The sequence below is a fragment of the Brakhagea baltica genome, from assembly GCF_052161605.1.
In the GTDB taxonomy this organism is placed as follows: Bacteria; Planctomycetota; Planctomycetia; order Pirellulales; family Pirellulaceae; genus JBKCUI01.
The window spans coordinates 1,236,007-1,256,034 of sequence record NZ_CP197409.1 but is presented as its reverse complement, the minus strand read 5'-3'; the positions used below and the strand labels follow the sequence as shown (position 1 = coordinate 1,256,034).

Genomic DNA, 20,028 nt, shown 5'->3' with positions numbered 1-20,028 from the left:
CAGATTAGCCTGACATTTTCTCAAAGGTTTCTGCGGGGGACCCTCAAGAATGTTATATTGGTCCGGAGAGGTCTCGCCCCCGTTACCCAGAAATACCAGTTAGCCATGCGACTTGGAGCCATCCTTCTAATCACTGTTGCTTGTGCCGGCATTTGCCACGCACAAGACGCGATTCCAACAGTTAACGAAGCTCGAGACCTGCTACGCAAAGGGGAGTACGACCGCTGTATCGAAATAGCCCAGATGCAAGTCGATCGCAAGGTCTGGAACGAACGCTGGCCGGAACTGCTGCTCGAAGCCCAACTGATTCGCGGGCAGTACGAAGGGGCCTTGGCCAATTGGCTTATGGCCATCGATCAATTCCCTGTTAGCCTCCGGCTGCGATTGCTTGGTATTGAAATCTGTCGATTCACCAATATGGATGCCAAAGCTCGCGAGCAAATTGCGATCATCGACGAAATGCTCAGACGCATGCCCGCTCGTTTCACCGGTTCGACCGAACTCATTCCACTCGGCGAGTATTTTCTACTCGTCGGAGAAGACCCGAAGGAAGTTCTCAAGAGTTGCTTTGATCAAGCTCTCAAGATAAACCCTTCTCTCACCGCTGCCCATGTCGCGACCGCGCGAATGGCTCTCTCCAAGAACGACGCCAAGGTGGCATCGCAAGCTACCGATAAAGCTCTCAAGCAAGACCAATCGGATCCCGAAATCTATTACCTGGATTTCTTGGCATGGCGTTCTACCGACGGAAAACGTGCCACAGCTAGCTTGGCCAAATCGCTCGAACTCAACCCGAACTTTGTCCCCAGTCTTCTCGCCATGACCGAGTCGCGCATGAACGAGGAACAATATGGTGAAGCGGAAGAGTTGTTGAAGTCGATCGAAAAAATTAACTCGCGGCATCCAAAACTATGGGCTCTGCGGGCAGCGATCGCTCATCTCGAAGGGAAGTACGAACTAGAAGGGGAGTTCCGAACAAATGCCCTACAAACCTGGGCTTTGAATCCGGAAGTGGACCATCTCATCGGCAAGCACTTAGCCTTGCACTATCGATTTGAGGAATCGATCACTTACCAAAAGCGAGCCTTAAAGATGGACCCTGGCTTCGTTCCGGCCATGGCCCAGCTTGCCCAAGATCAATTGCGGGCTGGTCAAAGCGACGAAGGCTGGACGATGGTCGAACAAGTTCGAAAAAAAGACCCATACGACGTCACCATCTTTAATCTGAAGCAATTGCAGCAAAGACTCGATAGCCTGGATACTTTGCTCGCTCCCGGTTTTATCATTCGCATGGACAAAAAGGAGGCAAAGATCTACGGCCCAGAAGTGGTGGAGCTGCTATCGGAAGCCCGAGAGGTCCTCACGAAAAAGTACGAGGTAACCCTGGAGGAGCCGATCTATGTTGAGATCTTCCCCAAGCAAAAGGACTTTGCCATCCGCACGTTCGGCTTGCCAGGCGGCGAAGGCTTTCTCGGTGTCTGCTTTGGTCGTTTGATAACCGCTAATTCGCCAGCCGCCCTACAGGTCAAATCCAATTGGCAGTCGGTTCTTTGGCACGAGTACTGCCACGTCATCACCCTTAACAAGACCAAGAACAAGATGCCCCGCTGGCTCTCCGAAGGTCTATCGGTTTACGAGGAGCGAATTCAGGATAACCGTTGGGGACAACCGATGGATCCTATTTATCGCCAAATGCTCTTGAGCGACGAAGACTTTATTCCTGCAAGTCAGTTGAGTAGCGGTTTCTTAAAGCCCAAGACGCCGATGCATTTGCAATTCGCTTATTTCGAATCCTCGCTAGCTGTGGAGTACTTGATCGAAGCACATGGTATGCCGGCCATGCTACGACTGCTCGACGATCTGGCTCTGGGGATCCCCACGAAAGATGCACTGCTACGTATGGTTGGCTCGCTAGAAACTCTCGATGCAGGCTTCGAACAATACGCTCGGGCCAAAGCGAACGAGTTCGGCCCTGAAGTAAATTGGACTCGGCCTGATGCCACTAGCCTTGATTTAACCAAACCCGAATCCGAAAGCGAGTCCGCTGAAGAATCCGAAACAACAGCCGATCAACCAGAATCGTATTGGGTTACTCAAAAGCGAGTTGCCGAAGCGGTTCAGCAAAAGAAATGGGATGATGTGCTGGAGCTTGCCGCGAAGCTGAAAGAGGCTTGGCCAGAAGATCACCGCGATGATGGTTGCCACGCCTTGCTAGCAATCGCCTATCGTGGACTCGAGAAAACCGATGAGGAGCGATCCTCGCTAGTAACACTTGCCGAACTAGCCAGTGCACCTTTTGATGCACTAACACGTCTGGTTGCTATCGATACAGAACGCCAGGATTGGGAGTCTGTCGCGAGATGGACTGCACATCAGCATGCTATTCAGCCTATGCGTTACGATGTTCAAGAAACCAGAGCGTTATCGCATGAACAAATCGGTGCACACGAGCAAGCCTATCATGCTTGGACTGCTTGTTTTGAGTTGGATCCGATCGACCCGACTTTGGTGAACTATAAGATAGGTTTCAATCTGGCTAAAATCGACCGGCTCACCGAGGCACGAACTCGCGTGCTTTTGGCACTGGAGGAGTCACCACGATTTATGGATGCGCTCCGTCTGCTGAAAGAATTGAAGGCAAAGCAGGCTGAGAAAACTGTTCAAGAGGAATCGCAAAGGGAGGGCGAGGAGCAATGAGTCGTTGGATACCATCTAGGACACTTTTAGCTTTGGGGATACTCGCGTTTGCCCTCGCGACTGTCGCATCCGCTTTCCAACGACGCTGGCGACAGGATTGGCGATCGGTGGGACGCCAGGGAGTTCCAACCTGGGAATTAGAGAAATCGTTTTCGAAAGATGCGTTTACCTTTGTCCGAATTAAATACAACTCACGAAGTTATCGTGATCGCTGGGCAACAGACTTTCGTGACAGCGAGCTTAATTTCTCTTTGCGACTTCAGCAAATGACCACGCTCAAGGTCAACCCCGAACCGATCGTTTTGGAACTGACCGATCCGAGTCTCTTTGATTATCCATTCATCTACATTATCGAACCTGGAGATCTGTACTTTAGTCCCGAGGAAGCGACCGCTTTACGTCAGTATTTGCTTAATGGTGGTTTTCTCATGGTGGATGATTTCTGGGGAGACCAAGAGTACGAGAATCTTTATCGAGAAATGAAAATGGTCTTCCCTGAGTTCGAACCTCAGGACGTACCACTCGAACATGAGATTTTTCAGTGTGTGTATGCATTAAAAGAAAAACCGCAAATTCCCGCTATCGAGATAGCTAGACGCGGCCGCCCTTACGGCATCACATGGGAACAACGATACGGATCGGATACAACCAAGGCGAATTATCGTGCAATCTTTGACAAGGAGGGACGCATGATGGTTTTTATTTGTCATAACACTGATTTGGGTGACGGCTGGGAGCGTGAGGGAGAGGATTCTTGGTACTTTGAAGAGTTCTCTGTCAAGAAAGCGTATCCTTTAGGAATCAACATCGTTACTTATGCCATGACACACTGACGACAGCTCGCTGTTGTCATCGCCTCATCCTATTCTCAACTATCCAGACCGTTCGATAACTAGAAAGCTATTACCTTGAGTGCATTCCAATTAACCACCGAAGAAGAAGAGGCCCTCGTTCTCCAAATTCGACAAGGTCGAGATCGAATTGCTAAAGAGTTGTCCAAGACGATTGTCGGTCAAAAAGATGTGATCGAACAATTGCTGATCTGTTTGTTCTCCGGCACTCACTGTTTGATCACGGGAGCCCCAGGGCTTGCTAAAACATTGTTGGTTCGAAGCGTTTCGCAGGTGTTCCATCTAGAATTTCGTCGCATTCAGTTCACACCGGACTTGATGCCAGCGGATATCACTGGCACCGAAATCCTCGAGGAGGAAGATGGCAAACGCATGATGAAGTTTGTGCAAGGGCCTGTATTTGCCAACGTGATTTTGGCGGACGAGATCAATCGGACTCCCCCCAAGACCCAGGCGGCATTGTTGGAAGCCATGCAGGAGCATCAGGTGACTGCGGCAGGTAGACGCTATGCACTGCCGGAACCTTTCTTCGTGCTCGCGACGCAAAACCCAATCGAGATGGAAGGGACTTATCCGCTACCAGAAGCGCAGTTGGACCGTTTCATGTTTAATGTAATGATCGACTATTTGCCTTTTGAAGATGAACTACAGGTTGTATTGGACACCACGAGCCGACGTCCAGAACCAATCGAGCCACTTTTTTCCGGCGAAGATATTCTCAAATTCCATGAAATGGTCCGCCGGATGCCGATTGCCCGCGAGGTCGCTGGTTATGCTGTAAAGCTGGTCAACGCGAGCCGCCCAGGTCGGGAGGGCACGCCGGATTTCGTCAATCAATGGGTTAGCTGGGGGGCCGGTCTGAGAGCGGCTCAGATGTTGGTGTTGGGAGCGAAAGCTCGAGCCCTGATTTCGGGACAGAACCATGTATCGATCGACGATATTCGTGCACTGGTTCATCCTGTTATGCGACACCGAATCGTTTTGAGCTACAAAGCGGAAGCAGAAGGAATCACGATGGAGGATTGCATCTCAAGACTTATCACCGAAATAAAGTAACCTCGGAGTGACTTGAGCTAATTTCTCGATCAGCTACCGTCTGCGCGGCGCTTGATGCTTTTGGCTAAAGAACCGCTTCGATGACGTGACCGTTGGAGATAGGCATCGGTCTGTTGGCTCGGTCGTAAACCATGGTTTCTGGAGGTAGCCCTAAACAGTGAAAGATGGTAGCGGCTAAGTCTTGAGGCTCGACGCGGCCTTCGATCGGATAGGCTCCTTGTTTGTCGGACTGGCCATGAACGACTCCTCCTCGGACTCCACCACCCGCCAGCGCGGCGGAATACACGTGTCCCCAGTGATCTCGTCCACCACTTGGATTGATCTTGGGGGATCGTCCAAACTCTCCTCCCCAGACAACCAGCGTCTCGTCCAGCATACCGCGATCGGCTAAATCCTCGAGCAACGCCGAGTAGGCTTGGTCCATAGGAGGCATGAGCGCGTTCTTTAGTCGTTCGCTATTCTTTGCATGAGTGTCCCAAGCGGGAGCGACGTCTTCGTCGTCTTTGCCTCGAGTCCAATTGACTTGCACGAGAGACACACCTGCTTCAACCATGCGACGAGCCATGAGCACGCTTTGACCAAATCGATTTCTCCCGTATCGATCGCGAACCGAATCGGGCTCTTGGTCGATGGCAAATGCAGCTTGAGTCGATGAGCTATTGATCAAGTCGTACGCTTTGGTTTGCCACTGCGACCAGCCTTGGAAAGCGGATCGTTCAAGTGTCGAAAATTGTTGGTTCATCAATTGACGCAGCGCTTGGCGTTGTTCGAACCTTTCAGGGGTCATATTCACGGGCAGGCTGACATCGGGAACGCGAAACGCCGCATCACTTGGATCGCAGCTTAGTAGCCACGGATCTGCTGTTGCCCCCAGCCATCCTGCGTTTTGCCCAGGCCACACGATTCGTCCGGTGTTCCATATCTCTTCCGGTAGGCAGACCGCTCCTGGCAAACCGTTTTGATCGCCACGTAGTTTCCGAACTACGGCAGCGATCGAAGGCCAGTCGTTGGGAGCACCGGCAGGAGCGTTCTCAAAATTTTTAGGAGTGTGCGGCCGCCCAGTCAGCATCCAATATCCACTGGACGAGTGGGCGTTATCGTCGGTGGCCATCGCACGCAACACGGCAATTTGTTCGGTTAGTTTTGAGGTCTGCGGCATCAGTTCGCACACTTGCAGCCCTGGCGTCGCGCTGGAGATCGGTTGGAAATCTCCACGAACATCATCGGTCGCGTGGGGCTTGGGATCCCATGTTTCATGCTGCGGTGGGCCACCAAGTAAAAACAGATAAATACAAGCTTTCGCCTTGCCAAATCCTGGTGCGTTTACGGCAGGGGCTGGAGAAGTCGCCGTAGCACGAGCCGCTTCGAGCATCGGGAGGGACAGGCCCAAAGCGCTCAATCCGCCGACTCGCAACCATTCACGACGAGAAATACCATCGCAGAGGGTCGTTCCAGAAAACCGGGTGGCACCAGGAAATTGAAAGGAAAGCATGGCAGGATCCTTTGAGGGAAGGAGGCCGAACAAGGTGGGAGGGGGGTATGGTTGGGATGGATATGGAGCAGATGGCGGCTCCCTGGATTATAACACAGTTTGTGATGACAAGCTGTGTTGGATCGAAAACTGCCGCGTCTATGGAAAAATTGCTAGTACCAACGCATGGCGAACTCGCGAAACCGTTCGATCGGAGTCAGTCGGTCGGATACGGGGTCAAGATAAAGATGCAATTCTTCGCGGATTGCATCCAGCTTCGCGATGAGCCGAGCGTCCGCACCTTGATAGTATTGCCAATTGTCTTCTGCCAATGTCAACCTCCCCTGGATCTCGATTTGCTTCTGTGCCAGAAACGCCCGCACTCCTTCCCGGATAATATCGTCACTGGCGTGGACTAGGGGAATCAACTCCATTACTCCCTCTGGGCTGAGATCATGCGCTACGATCTGAACGCTCGGACGCGGGTTGACCGATTGAATGCACCGGACGTTGTACCGGTAAACGATTGCGTCGAGCGGGATCAGCAGGTAGATAAATAGAAAACAGGTCATCGTCCAGAACTGACGATACACCAAACTGGAGAATTTCCAGCCTCGATAAATTCTTATCAGCACCAGAACAAGTCCTGCAACGACACAGGTTATGCCGAGCAATCCCAAGATGCGCAGACGGGTCATACCATTGAAGTCGATATAAACGTACATTCGGTTGTAGACACAGAGCGCTAACAACAGGTTTTGAATGAACCAGATTTGCCCAAGGAGCCGGAGAGTGTAGAGGCTAGAGTCATTGCTAATGGCAGTTTCCTGACTGTGATGAGAAAAGATGATAGACAACACTATCGTCGTAAGCCCTAATGCGATCGTCAGCCATGCAGCTCCTTGATGGGCGTAGCCTGAAAAGTAGAATCCCTCCGGAAACTCCCTAAACCACATGTTTTGGAACTCCATCCAAAGATAAACTCCGAAGACTCCAATTAGGCAACACAATGTATTTCGACTAATTGCGTAGGTAGATTTCACTGCTGATGGGTTCGTCTCACCACGAGTGGTGCGATCATAGGTTGGGGGAGGCTCGAGATCTTTGCCGGTTATTGGCATCAGCGTTGGCATCAGCGTTGGCATCAAGGCCCCAAAGCTGACCAAGCTCACGAAGATCCAGAACAAGGCTTGTCCAACGGAAAATCCATGCATCCACTGGTAGAGGACATCCATCTGCTCAGTGTACCACTCCCAGAAAAGCAGAAATCCATCTGGGTTAGCTTTGAGAAAAAGACCGCCGAAAACAAGTCCCATCACCGAGGGGACTCCCCATTCGACATAACGTCGTCGAATACGATCTTGGGCACATCCCGATAAACTGAACAATGCTCCAGGCCACGCCACGAGGCCACTGGGAAGCCACCCAACCATAAGCGAAAAAAAAGGTAACGCCTTCAACCGCAGATCGTGAAGCACCATGACTAGCATAATCAGTAGGGCGAGTAGAACGAGAACGATTGACCAGTCCCCTTGCCAAACCAGTCGTCCACACGCAAAGAGGACCGCTCCACCGATTAGCCATGTAAGTGGCTTAGATGTCTCCCACTTCAGACGGCTACCAATTCCGATCACCAGCAGCACCGCAGCCACAATCCCCCAGCATGCCCATCCAGCGTAGCCACTGAAATGCCGAAAGAGAATCCAGTCACTCACTGCAACCATCCCTATCACGAGAATCAAATCTAGAATTCGAACGGTTGGAACGATCGATTGCTGATTCAGGATGGACGCAGAGTCGACTCGCTCCTGTACAGGAAACGCCGAAACAGCAGCTTGAAGCGGAGAATCTTGAGTGTGCTCATTGTTTTCGTTTGACATAAAGCTTTGTTTCGCAAAGTATATTAACGTGGGATAAAGAACCAAGATAGAGAAAGGATATACTGCCTTAAGGCCACAACTGGACTTTACTGCTATCGCGAGTTAGGTCAGCCGCAATTTTCCGCGTGCTACCAGGTCAGGTGTGTTCTTGGATTGGCGAGCCGCATCCTCGATAACTCTGTGCAGCTCGTCGAGGTATTCCATGAAACGCTCGCGCCCGAGGGATGTCACAGTGCAAGTTGACTTGGCCGTTCTTCCTGCACCAGTCTTTTCCACCTGAACATATCCTTCCTCCTTGAGGACCTCGATATGACGATTCAGATTTCCATCGGACAACGCGCAGAGATCTTTTAACTCTGAGAAAGCCAGTCCGGTGGGATAAGTCACGAGCGAAGTCATGATGCTGAGCCTTGCCTTTTCGTGAAAAGCTCTCTGCAATCCCTCGTAAGCGAATCGCCCTGGACTGGGGATCGGTGATTCTTCTTTATTGCGCATGTTTCACCCGCTCATAGCGATACAAGATCCCTGCTGTCAGGAAGTGGCCGATACCAAATGGCAAGCCCACCGTCCACGGAGAATAGGCCCATGCCGACAAGGAGGAATGGACGCAAAGCATACCGCAGAGCATATAAAATCCAGCCACAGTAAGCATCGCCTCTGGCAATCGATGACGCAGCGAAAAGATTCCCAAGGAAAAGCAACTACACCAAATTGCGGGAAGCAGTGCTGCGTGCTGAGGCGTCGACAACATGATCGACAAACTCAAAACACCGCCGACCATCAAGCATGGAGCAAAGTCGAGCAGCGACTGCCTCGCGAGCCAACGTTCACGCTCCCCCGCCCGAAATGCATATCGCCACGCAATCTGCAAACTGACTGCCAAAACGATCGCTGCTGCTACGGATGTCCAATAGAGAAAGAAACTCCATGGTTCACCACCAGATTCCAAAGCCACTTGTGGTTGAATCCATCCGGCAAGCACCGCAGAGACACCGACCAAGGCAATCGTGCCCGGCCGAAAACAACTCGCCCGTTCCGCGAATCGCAACCGCTCATGAATCCAATGCAAATCCGAAATAGCGCGTTGGAGCTGCATGCTTGAATCTCCTCGAGATAATTTTCCTTTTCGAACGTTCCGACTAATCTAGCAAGAAAGCTTTGCGTTGCAAAGCATTTTTTCTACGTTTTGAAAGAATTCTCAAGCTTTGCGAAATGGGATGACGCAAATCAGGGCCGCAGAGCACAAGCTCGTGAGACAGATAAAGTAGAGACCGTAATCGTACGAATTCAGATTCTTATGAACAAAACCTAGCACCGATGGTCCCAGGAATCCACCTAGATTTCCAACGGAGTTTATGAAACCTACCGTTCCAGCGGCAGCGGTTGAAGACAGAAAGAGACTTGGCAAGCTCCAGAAGGCGGGCATATAAGCCTTCATGCCAGCCGCCCCAAGCGTAAAGCAAACAATCGTTAGCGGTAAGCTATGCTGAACGAGCGTCGCACTGCTAATGAGCAACGCGCCGCAAACCACGGGAATTACGGCATGCCATCGCCGTTCTTGCAGGCGATCTGAATTCCATCCATTAAACAATTGGGCAGGAATAACTAGAAGCGGCGGAATGATCGCGAGCAGTGTCGCTTGCTTCGGCTCCAGATTGTGCCAATCTCTCAGAATGCTAGGGAGAAATAGCTCGATCCCGTAATTGGCCGTAACGATGCCAAAATAAGCGAGTGCCAGTAGTAAAACCTTGGGATTGAGTAATGCTTTTCTTAGGGGCAGATGACTCTTCGGGCCCTTGGCTAATCGATCACGTTCCAGTTCTTCTTCGAGCGCGATCCTTTCCTCATCAGTCAACCAGCGAGCTTGCTTGGGCTTGTCTGTCAGGAAGAGGAGAACAACTATACCGGCCACCACTGCGGGCAGTCCCCAGAAAAGATAGATCCATTGCCACCCCTTGAGCCCGATCAGATCTGGGTTCGTGACAGGAACACCTTCGACGATGGTCGTTCTACCGATCTCGATAAAGAGTTGGGAGATGGCTGGGCCGATGATCATGGCGATCGGGGAGGCGACCAAAAACATTGAGATCGCCTTGGCTCGATCCTTAGCAGGGAACCAGTGGGTCAAATAGACGAGCACCCCAGGAAAAAATCCAGCCTCCGCCATGCCGAGCAAAAAGCGAACGATGTAGAACTGAGTGGGTGTCGTTACAAAGGCTGTGGCGGATGCCATGATGCCCCAGGTCACCATGATTCGACAGATCCATTTTCGAGCGCTCCATTGCTCCACGATCAAGGACCCCGGAATCTCGAGAAGGAAATAGCCAATAAAGAAGATTCCGCTGCCAAAGCCGAACACTGCGCTATCAAAGGCCGGTAAATCCTCTCCCATGGTCAGTTTCGCAATCGCGACGTTATTGCGATCGATATAGGCGATGACGTAGCACACGAAAAGGATCGGCATCAATCTGACGAATGCCTTGAATCGAGCGCGGTCTAGTGGCGGACGCTGGGAGGGTGTTGGAGCCATGAGAGGTCGATTGGATTGGGAGGATGTTTAAGGTGGGCAATCGAGAGAAAATGGTACGGCATCTTGCTGACAAAATATCAACCGCCACATTTTGCTATTAAATCGACTTTTGACAAAAAGCTTAGTATAACTACGCGATCTTACGCCGTCATCTTGGGAGTTTTGTCAGTGAAAATAGTGATGGGTATCGTCGGAATGGCAGTCTTAATGGCGATCGCCGTTGCATTTTCCAGTAATCGTCGAGCGATCAATGTTCGAACCGTGCTGGGAGCATTTCTGATCCAATTGGGCTTAGGTGCTTTTGTTCTGTTCACACCCTGGGGAAAAAAAGTACTTGAGAGCATCTCCGGTGCGGTGGCTCATACCATAGCGTATGGTGAGCAAGGAATCTCGTTTGTCTTTGGACCGTTGGTTAACAACGATCTAATGGAAACAACGTTCGGTGCAGGGCAAGGTTTTGTGCTCGCGTTCCGAGTGTTGACGGTGATCATCTTTTTCTCATCGTTGATATCGGTGCTCTACTATCTTGGCGTTATGCAATTGGTCATTCGTTTCCTGGGAGGCGCCTTACAGAAATTGCTGGGAACATCTCGCACGGAATCCATGTCAGCAACGGCAAATATTTTCGTGGGCCAGACAGAAGCACCGCTAGTCGTTAGGCCTTATATCAGCAAGATGACGGAGTCTGAGTTATTCGCCGTGATGTGCGGTGGTTTGGCATCCGTAGCGGGCTCGGTCCTGGCAGCCTATGCGAGCATGGGGGTCAAGATGGAGTACTTGATCGCAGCATCGTTTATGGCAGCACCAGGTGGACTGCTTTTCGCCAAGCTACTGATACCCGAAACCGAGAAACCTAACGATGATCCCAATATCGAGACAACGGAGGGGGATCTCGGGTCGGCTAGCAACGTCATTGATGCCGCTGCCATGGGAGCTGGGGATGGTCTGAAGCTGGCTCTCAACGTCGGTGCCATGCTTCTGGCTTTTGTGGGCTTGATCGCGCTTATCAACGGTATGCTCGGCTTCGCAGGTTCCTTTGTCGGTATGCCGAGTCTGAGTCTGGAGTGGGTTCTCGGCAAAGTTTTTGCCCCTCTCGCGTTTCTGATCGGAGTCTCTTGGGAGGAGGCCTCGGTGGCCGGTTCCTTCATTGGTCAGAAGCTCATCGTGAACGAATTCGTGGCTTACTTGAACTTCAAATCCTATTTAAGTGACACCATGATGATCGACGGGGTAGCCATGTCGGAACACACCAAGGCTATCATCTCGTTTGCGTTGTGCGGATTCGCGAACTTGTCCTCGATTGCAATCCTCATCGGCGGCTTAGGTGCCATGGCTCCTGACAGACGCCAGGATATCGCTCGGTTGGGGCTCAAGGCTGTTCTAGCGGGGACACTGTCGAATCTTATGTCAGGAACAATTGCTGGCTTCTTCGTTGCCCTATCGAGTGTTAGCGGAGGTGCTGTATGAGCGATCAAGAGCACTCCAGCGATTCGATGATCAAGTATTTCGGGTTGTGGACAGGGATCATTCTCATCATCAGCTCGATCGTCGGTTCGGGGATTTACAAAAAGGTGGGTGATATGGCGCTCAGTTGCCAATCTCCCACCATGTTGCTTTTAGCCTGGGGATTAGCGGGCTTGGTGACCATGCTGGGAGTGTTCGCGATGGCGGAGATCGCGATGCTGCTGCCCCATTCTGGCGGGACTTTCATCTACTTGCACCGAATCTACGGGACGATGGTTGGCTACGCGTATGGCTGGGCTAGCTTTGCGTGTATCCAGTCGGCGAGCACGGCTGCGATCGCCTATGTGTTTGCGGAATCCCTGAATGCAGTTGTTCCACTTCCTATGTTCGGAGGTGAATGGGAATCGATGACGGTTCTGTGGATCTTTACGCCGTTTGCCGAGATAGGAGTCAAGCTGGCGGCCGTGGCATTGATCCTGGTGTTGACCTTTTTGAACTCCATGGGAGTGAAACAAGGTGGTGGGGCCAGCAACATCATTACGGTAACGGTTTTGATCAGCTTGGCGATCATGGTGATCCTTAACTTTTCCTCCCCCACCGGCAGTGTAAAAAACTTAGTCACCAATTCGAGCACCTACCCACCTGAGGGGATGGTGGGAGGCTATGGTTGGGTCAAGGTCATGTTTTTGACCATGCTCGCATCGTTCTGGGCTTATGAGGGGTGGATTAACGTTGGCTTTGTAGGTGACGAGATTCGTCAACCAGAACGAAATATCCCTAAGATTTTGATCTTTGGCATGCTGGGAATCATTACGATCTATTTGATTGTGAACGCATCGTTCCTTTATGCGAAGCCAATCGATGACTTCATAGCCATAAGAAGCACCAGCAACTCAGTTGCGGCGGTGGAAGTCGTGAGAGGAACCGCCGGAGAATTGGGAGCTTGGGCTATTTCCATTTTGATTGTTTTGACAACGGCTGGATGCACCAATGCCACAATTCTTACCTCAGGGCGAATCTACTATGCCATGGCCAAGAATCGGTTGTTCTTCAAGTCCGCAGGAGACTTGCACCCAAAGAACAAGAGCCCAGCCAAATCCCTTTGGATGTTCGGCATTTGGTCCTGCTTTTTGGTCTTTTCAGGAACGTTTGACCAGTTGACGGACATGCTGGTCTTTGCCCAGTTTATTTTCTATGCATTGATGGTAGCTGGTGTTATCGTGCTGAGATATCGCATGCCCGACGCCCCGCGTCCCTACAAGACGATTGGCTACCCAGTCGTCCCGATCCTGTACGTATTGTTCTGCAGCGGGCTGATCATCAATACCTTGATAGAACGTCCCAGAGAGGCGGGCTTAGGATTGTTCTTGATTGCCTTAGGGGCTCCGTTTTACTTCCTGTTCCAAAGAACTAGTAAGTAAATCGGCAGATGAAGATCTACCTCGAGTTGTAAGGACGGCCCAGTTCGCAAATGGGAGCGTCACGGTGCAGTCTGTACGGTGAAGGTTGATGCGATGCGAGCCGGGGGTTCTGTTCTGCCTCTATGATTTTCAACCGTTTCGTCAGACCAGGGGAGAAGGATCACTGGTTTAACTGATAGGTGATTGATTAGTTTACACCCTACCGGAGGGCTTGCGCCCTGTCCGCTACTATTCGCATCGCTTCGCGATGCAGCCCAGTTTGGTGCGGAGGTATTTTATTTGCCGCTCGCTTAAGAAGCTAAGGCAAACGAATCCGTACCCGTAATCAGTTGCCAGCAGCGGCGGGCGGCTTGGGTTCTGCTGCAATCTTGATCCCAAGCTCTCTAAGTTGCTTGGGAGACACCGCCGACGGTGCTCCCATCATGAGATCCTCTGCCTTTTGATTCATTGGGAAGAGGATAACCTCACGGATATTGGGCTCATCAGCCAGCAACATCACAATTCGGTCAACACCTGGTGCTGAGCCACCATGCGGAGGTGCACCATACTGGAACGCATTGATCATGCCGCTGAATTGTTCGTCAACCACACTTCGGTCGTAGCCAGCAATCTCAAAGGCTTTGTACATGATTTCAGGCTTGTGATTTCGAATCGCGCCTGAGGATAGCTCAATGCCATTGCACACGATGTCGTACTGGTAAGCCAAGATGTCGAGTGGGTTCATCGTTTCCAGCGCGGTCATCTCCCCTTGCGGCATGGAGAATGGATTGTGGCTGAAAATAACCTTCTGCTCTACCTCATCCCACTCGAACATAGGGAAGTCGACAATCCAGCAGAACTTGAATGCATTGGGCTCGATCAAATCTAGCTCTTGACCAACGCGAGTTCTCGCCATACCCGCCAATTTCGCCGCTGTGGCTTCCTTTGCACACGCGAAAAAGACTCCATCATCCGGCCCGAGCCCCATTTCGGAGACCAACTGGGCAACACGTTCCGGACCGAGATTCTTGGCAACCCCCCCTCCGCCTTCGCCACCTTTGAAGTTGATATACCCGAGTCCTGCAAAGCCTTCCGTCTTGGCCCATGCGTTAGTTTGATCAAAGAAACTGCGAGCTCGGACGCCAGCCCCCGGTGCAGGTATGGCACGAACCACCGCCCCCTCCTCAATGGCAGACGCAAAGACCCCGAACCCGCCTCCACGGAATATGTGAGTGACATCCGAAATCTCGATGGGGTTCCGCAAATCTGGCTTGTCGGATCCATACTTTAGCATCGCATCCTTGTAAGTAATCCTGGGAAACGGCGGCGGGGTAACCGATCTGCCGTTGGAAAACTCTTCGAAAACTCCGTGCAGTACCGGCTCGATCGCCGCGAAAACATCGTCTTGCGTCACAAAGCTCATCTCAAAGTCGAGCTGGTAAAACTCTCCCGGGGATCGGTCCGCACGTGCATCCTCATCACGGAAACATGGAGCGATCTGGAAGTATCGATCAAAGCCTGCCACCATCAAAAGTTGCTTGAACATCTGAGGCGCTTGAGGCAGAGCGTAAAACTTGCCAGGATGTATACGAGAGGGAACCAGAAAATCCCTCGCTCCCTCGGGACTAGAGGCGGTCAAGATAGGGGTCTGAAACTCCGTAAATCCTTGAGCGATCATTCGTCGTCGCAAGCTTGCAATGACGTTGCTCCGCAGAACGATATTGGCATGAAGCTTTTCACGTCGCAGATCTAAGAATCGATTTCTTAGGCGGATTTCCTCTGGATACTCAGCGGTGCCAGCAATAGGAAGCGGCAGTTCCGCTGCTGCCGATAGCAGCTCAACCGTAGCAGCCCGAACCTCGATTTGACCAGTCGGCAGATTGGGATTGATCTGGTCGTTACTGCGGGCCAGAACCTTGCCGTCTACCCGAATCACAGACTCCAAGTTCAAGCTTTGCACCAGATGGAAGGCGTCGCTGTCCTTGTCCACTACAATCTGAGTTACGCCATAGTGGTCGCGCAAATCGATAAATACAAGTTTGCCGTGGTCCCGAACTCGGAATACCCAACCTGACAAACGAACCGTTTCTCCGACTTTTTCGATCGTTAGTTGGTTGCAGTGATGGCTTCGATAGCTGTGCATGAATTCAGTACCCGTTCGAGTTGATCGCGGTGAATCGCTTCCGTGATATACCTAAAAAAACACCTCTTCTTGTGAAGAGGTGCTTTACGATAGTTTTGGTCAGCAACTTATCAATTAAGTTGGCTTAACAGACTTGTTTTCGGAGCCGTCTTCTGGCTGCTCGTCGTATCGAGCTTCGGGAAGAATTTGCGAAACGGGAGCGACTAAATGCTCGAGTGCAAACTCATCCGCTTCTTCCTTAAGAATCGAACCGCCATCCTCTGGAGTTACCTTTGCTTCGGCAACAATCGTATCGATAACGCGACGTTCCAGGATTTGGTTGCGAAGAGCATCCATCTGACCGTTTCGTTCCAGCTTAGCGCGAACTTGGCGAGCCGACAGATCACTCTGCTGTGCGATCAGCTCGATTTCGCTGTCATATTCTGCCTCAGTTGGCTCAATAGTCAGATCTTCCGCGATCTTCTCGAGTACAAAGTGCTCTCGGAGAGCTACCTTGGTCGTCTCTTCGATGTTGCGGCGTAAGTTGTTGACGACAGAGCGAATTTGATCGTCAGTGAAACCACTTCGGCGGAGTTCCAAAACTCGACGGTGCATTTCGCGGTCGGCTTGGCGGCGTACCAGAGCTTGAGGAAGCTCCCAATCGGCGCCAGCGGTTAACAGGCTGGAAACCTGGGTTCGAATCAATTGGTTTTGGTGGTACTCGCACTGACGTACAAGCTCCGCTCTCACGAAGTCTTTTAACTCTTCGGTCGTGTCGAAGCCCAGCGTATCAAGTACCGATTTGCTCATGCCCTCGACGTTCACCCGACGCACTTCTTCTACAGAAATCTCGGCGTCGACCTCTACACCACGGAAAGCTTCGTTCAGTGACGTTTCAAAAATCTTGACCTTGGTCGAAAGCTTTTCACCCTCTTTGGCACCGGTTAGCAATTCGCCAAAGTTCTCGATGATGCAGTCCGCCAAGCTCAATTTGCTTCGCAAGGTGACTACGACTTCGTCGACAGAGCTTACAACCTTTCCTTCGTGCTTGAAGTCGATCGATACGACGACTCTGTCCCCTGGCTTGGCTGTGTCATCGACCGCTTCGCCTTGAGTAATGCGTTCCAGCGTTCTGTGTAGCTGCAGGTCGACCTCTTCGTCCGTTACTTTGAATTCGGTTTTCTTGAGTTCCAAGCCCTTCCAATTCGGAGTCTCGAACTCTGGACGAACTTCAATCTTGAATTCGTAGGTGAAATCGCCAGTGGCTGGGATGTCAACGGCACCGTAATCCATGTCAGGCTCGGAGATTGCCGAAAACTCGCCCCCCTCTGTGACTTGTTGAAGCGAATCCATGACCAAGCTGCTCTTAACTTGCTCGGTGGCTGTTTGCCGGAACCGGTTTTCCAGCAACTTGCGAGGAATCTTGCCGGCACGGAAGCCTGGCAAGTCAGCTCGCGGAGCGATTTCGTCGTAGACCTTTCGGAAATATCGTTCGATCTCCGATCGAGGTATGGTAACCACGACGTGACGAACGCAGCTCGACGGCTGATCAATCTTCACATTCAAAAGAAGCTTGCTATCGTCCTGGGTCTCGACGGCTGACATTTCTAACTATCGTCCTGTAGATGAAGAAAAAAAGGCATAACAAGACAGAAAGAGCGGGTGATGGGATTCGAACCCACGACAACAACGTTGGCAACGTTGTGCTCTACCAACTGAGCTACACCCGCATGAGACCTGTCTAATTATGCCCGCTGCAAATCTGTTTCCCGGTTCAAACCTACGCCACTCGCCTCAAAAATCCTTTGGAACGAGTCTTTTTCGCCTGAGCGGGATCGCAATTATAGGAATCCCGAGATTGGCTGCAAGTGCGAACCGATGATTTTGCTTTCAACATTCGGACTCCCCGGGAAACACTTGGTTTTCGTCCCGGGGAACCCTATCATCGGCATCCGATCGAGATTACTTGATTTTGTCTGCATTTCCTGCTTGGCCGAACTGAACCATGCGGTCCATGCAGACTTTTTTCATAGCTTCGCGGGCTGGTTTCAAGAAATCCCGAGGGTCAAATTTTTCTGGGGATTCCACTATAACCTTGCGAATCGCCCCTGTAATGGCAAGACGGCAGTCGGTATCGACATTGATTTTGCGAACGCCGCTCTTAATTCCTCGCTGGATTTCCTCGACAGGAACACCCCACGTCTGCTTAATCTGGCCACCGTACTTATTAATGATGTCCTGCAACTCTTGCGGCACACTGCTGGAGCCGTGCATAACCAGGTGAGTATTGGGGAGTTTTCGGTGAATTTCCTCAATCCGAGACATGGCCAAAACCTCGCCGTCCGGCTTGCGAGTGAATTTGTAAGCCCCGTGGCTGGTTCCGATCGCTACGGCCAAGGCGTCGCAGTTGGTTTCTTCGACAAACCGTGCGGCTTCATCGGGATCGGTCAAAAGCTGATCGTGGCTCAAAGCACCTTCTGCACCGTGGCCGTCTTCAGCCTCACCCATGCCAGACTCGAGCGATCCCAAACATCCGAGCTCACCCTCCACTGATACGTTGCGTGCGTGAGCCAGCTTGACGACCTCTTTGGTGACAGCCACGTTGTATTCAAAGGAAGCGGGGGTTTTGCCGTCTTCCATCAACGAGCCGTCCATCATGACCGAGGTAAATCCGTTTTCGATCGCGGACAAGCAAGTCGCAGGCGAATTCCCGTGATCTTGGTGCATAACGATTGGGATATTTGGATAAAGCTCGACGGCGGCGAGCATTAAATGTCGAAGGTACGCGTCTTGAGAATAGGATCGAGCCCCTCGCGAGGCTTGGATGATCACGGGAGAGTTCGTCTCCTTGGCCGCTTCCATGATCGATTGGATCTGCTCCATGTTGTTCACATTGAATGCAGCGACTCCGTAGCCGTGCTCTGCTGCGTGATCCAAAACTTTTCTTAGTGGGACTAGTGCCATAGCGGTGTGATCTCCGAGAGGATTTCGAGGAATAATGGGGAGCGATTACGATCTAGTTCGCTGCTTGGTCGTGCGATCGACATCGATTTCGCGTAGGATTATCCGTTTCCGGAACGGCTCGACAATACATAAACCCGCATTTCGGCACGAACACTCATGGACGACGAATTTTCGAAACCCATTTCCAAGGTGACTAAACTCCAACCGGTGGACAGCTATTTGAGCGGTAGCTGGGAAGCCTTGGGAGCCGGCGCACCCGTATTGGTCGCCCTTTCCCAACTTAGTAGCCAAGCAATGGCCAACTTGGACGCATTGGTGATAGAATCAGCTGGGCTTCTGCCAGAAGCCAAGGCGATTTTGTACGCCGCCCGTGATCGAGGCATGATTGAATTAAAGGCCCAAAACGCTGCCTTTGAGGCTCCCTCGCGTATGATTGCGGTCTACGTGGAGGTCGACGAAACGCAAACCATCGCCTTTCGCGACCCACGCGTGCCTGAGATTACCGTCCGATTTCTCGAAGGTTTCCGTCAGCTTTGCTCGATGGGACTGGTTATGCACCACATTTATCGAGACTTTTCCCTAACGAGCAAAGGTTTCGAACTCGCACGCCAACTAGAAAAGGAGGAGGTTCAACCATGGCTGGACAAAGGAACCGAATTTGGATTACACGAATAGCAATTATTGCCGTCGTAGCTGGATTACTCGCTATCGGAGCAAACACGGCCTGGAAGCAACTCACCCGCTCTCCCGCCCCCCCAAACGGCGCAGCGAGTTCCCGCGTTAACGAACCCGTAAACTACGAGTCTGAACAAAATGATGCGCCCGTGCTGGATTCGGATGCACTAAAGTCGCATCCGCTAGCACCCGTCCTGGAGATGGCCCGGGAAGCTCTCGCTCGACATCGGGCGGAAAACACGGGCTACACTGCCACGATGCTCAAGACTGAGCGTATTGACGGCAAGCTCTCTCCCCAGGCAACCATGAAACTAAAGCTCCGATATCTGCCACCAGATGAAGGAAGCGAGCTACGCAATGTAGCTGTCTATCTAGACTTCATAGCCCCCTCGAGCCAGAAAGGTCGCGAAGTTATCTTTCAACACGGCAAGAACGACAACTTGCTACAAGCGCACGAAGGCGGGTTCTTTGGTCTGATCACTGTTTCTCTCGCTCCCAACAGTCGTATCGCCATGATGGGCAATCGCTACCCGATCACGGACGTTGGTTTGGAAAAACTACTAGTTCGATTAATCGAAAAAGGGGAAAGGGACTTGAAGCTGGGCGATTGCACCGTGAATCGCCGCTCCGGCGAAATGGTCGGAGACAAATCATGCGAATTGATCGAGGTGATTCATAACGAGAAATCGGTAACCATAGGCGACAAAGTCATTCCCTACGAGTTTCATATTGCGCGCATTTGGTTTGATGAGTCCATCATGCTTCCCATTAAATACGCCAGCTACGGATGGCCAGATGAAGTTGATGGTGAGCCACTGCTAGAAGAGGAATACCAGTACGACGACTTAGTGCTCAATCCACCACTGACCGATCTCGACTTTGACGTAGAAAATCCTGAATATCGGTTCAGATAGGAAC

At 51.6% G+C, this 20,028-nt stretch carries 15 protein-coding genes and 1 tRNA gene; 7 read left to right on the top strand and 9 right to left on the bottom strand.

All coding sequences use genetic code 11. The features are described from left to right. The first annotated feature begins 105 nt into the window (after positions 1–105). The 3 genes from SH449x_RS04995 (at position 106) to SH449x_RS04985 (ending at position 4,604) form a co-directional block, all read left to right on the top strand. A complete protein-coding gene (locus tag SH449x_RS04995) occupies positions 106–2,697 on the top strand; it encodes a peptidase MA family metallohydrolase (RefSeq protein WP_482380223.1) in 2,592 nt (863 codons plus the stop codon). Continuing rightward, the gene (locus SH449x_RS04990) at positions 2,694–3,530 is read left to right on the top strand and encodes a DUF4159 domain-containing protein (RefSeq protein WP_482380222.1); all 837 of its coding nucleotides are present in this window, start codon (positions 2,694–2,696) and stop codon (positions 3,528–3,530) included. Before SH449x_RS04995 ends, SH449x_RS04990 begins: the two co-directional genes overlap by 4 nt. A 75-nt stretch (positions 3,531–3,605) precedes the next feature. Continuing rightward, a complete protein-coding gene (locus SH449x_RS04985; RefSeq protein ID WP_482380221.1) occupies positions 3,606–4,604 on the top strand; it encodes an AAA family ATPase in 999 nt (332 codons plus the stop codon). A gap of 64 nt (positions 4,605–4,668) precedes the next feature. Here SH449x_RS04985 and SH449x_RS04980 read toward each other — a convergent pair whose 3' ends face one another. The 5 genes from SH449x_RS04980 to SH449x_RS04960 all read right to left on the bottom strand — a co-directional run bounded on the left by SH449x_RS04980 (position 4,669) and on the right by SH449x_RS04960 (position 10,485). After that, positions 4,669–6,096, bottom strand: coding sequence for a DUF1501 domain-containing protein (locus SH449x_RS04980; protein ID WP_482380220.1), 1,428 nt, complete (start codon positions 6,094–6,096; stop codon positions 4,669–4,671). A gap of 152 nt (positions 6,097–6,248) precedes the next feature. Next, positions 6,249–7,955 carry a DUF4153 domain-containing protein gene (locus SH449x_RS04975; protein WP_482380219.1) on the bottom strand — a complete coding sequence of 569 codons (1,707 nt, stop codon included), beginning with the start codon at positions 7,953–7,955 and terminating at the stop codon, positions 6,249–6,251. 102 nt (positions 7,956–8,057) lie between these two features. Continuing rightward, positions 8,058–8,450 carry a transcriptional regulator gene (locus tag SH449x_RS04970; protein WP_482380218.1) on the bottom strand — a complete coding sequence of 131 codons (393 nt, stop codon included), beginning with the start codon at positions 8,448–8,450 and terminating at the stop codon, positions 8,058–8,060. After that, positions 8,440–9,051 (bottom strand): hypothetical protein, encoded by a 612-nt coding sequence (locus tag SH449x_RS04965; RefSeq protein WP_482380217.1) that lies wholly within the window; start codon positions 9,049–9,051, stop codon positions 8,440–8,442. Before SH449x_RS04965 ends, SH449x_RS04970 begins: the two co-directional genes overlap by 11 nt. A gap of 102 nt (positions 9,052–9,153) precedes the next feature. Then, positions 9,154–10,485: an MFS transporter gene (locus SH449x_RS04960; protein ID WP_482380216.1), complete on the bottom strand. Its 1,332-nt coding sequence runs from the start codon at positions 10,483–10,485 to the stop codon at positions 9,154–9,156. A 168-nt stretch (positions 10,486–10,653) separates the two neighbouring features. On the opposite strand from SH449x_RS04960, the gene SH449x_RS04955 reads away from it, so the two are divergent. Beyond that, entirely contained in the window at positions 10,654–11,952 is a 1,299-nt protein-coding gene (locus tag SH449x_RS04955; RefSeq protein ID WP_482380215.1) for a NupC/NupG family nucleoside CNT transporter, read from the top strand. Then, complete coding sequence (locus SH449x_RS04950; RefSeq protein WP_482380214.1) at positions 11,949–13,370, top strand: APC family permease; 1,422 nt, start codon at positions 11,949–11,951, stop codon at positions 13,368–13,370. Before SH449x_RS04955 ends, SH449x_RS04950 begins: the two co-directional genes overlap by 4 nt. A gap of 325 nt (positions 13,371–13,695) precedes the next feature. Here SH449x_RS04950 and aspS read toward each other — a convergent pair whose 3' ends face one another. The 4 genes from aspS to fba all read right to left on the bottom strand — a co-directional run bounded on the left by aspS (position 13,696) and on the right by fba (position 18,435). Further along, entirely contained in the window at positions 13,696–15,492 is a 1,797-nt protein-coding gene (gene aspS, locus SH449x_RS04945; protein WP_482380213.1) for an aspartate--tRNA ligase, read from the bottom strand. A 114-nt stretch (positions 15,493–15,606) separates the two neighbouring features. After that, positions 15,607–17,076: a trigger factor gene (gene tig, locus SH449x_RS04940; RefSeq protein WP_482380212.1), complete on the bottom strand. Its 1,470-nt coding sequence runs from the start codon at positions 17,074–17,076 to the stop codon at positions 15,607–15,609. Between the two features lie 52 nt (positions 17,077–17,128). Then, positions 17,129–17,201: transfer RNA gene (locus SH449x_RS04935), tRNA-Gly, on the bottom strand. Between the two features lie 232 nt (positions 17,202–17,433). Beyond that, on the bottom strand, positions 17,434–18,435 hold the full coding sequence (gene fba, locus SH449x_RS04930; protein ID WP_482380211.1) for a class II fructose-bisphosphate aldolase: 1,002 nt from the start codon (positions 18,433–18,435) through the stop codon (positions 17,434–17,436). A gap of 156 nt (positions 18,436–18,591) precedes the next feature. Between fba and SH449x_RS04925 the strand changes: the two genes are divergently transcribed. After that, complete coding sequence (locus tag SH449x_RS04925; protein WP_482380210.1) at positions 18,592–19,110, top strand: hypothetical protein; 519 nt, start codon at positions 18,592–18,594, stop codon at positions 19,108–19,110. Further along, a complete protein-coding gene (locus tag SH449x_RS04920; RefSeq protein ID WP_482380209.1) occupies positions 19,071–20,024 on the top strand; it encodes a DUF1571 domain-containing protein in 954 nt (317 codons plus the stop codon). The genes SH449x_RS04925 and SH449x_RS04920 overlap by 40 nt, the downstream gene beginning before the upstream one ends. Positions 20,025–20,028 lie beyond the last annotated feature (4 nt).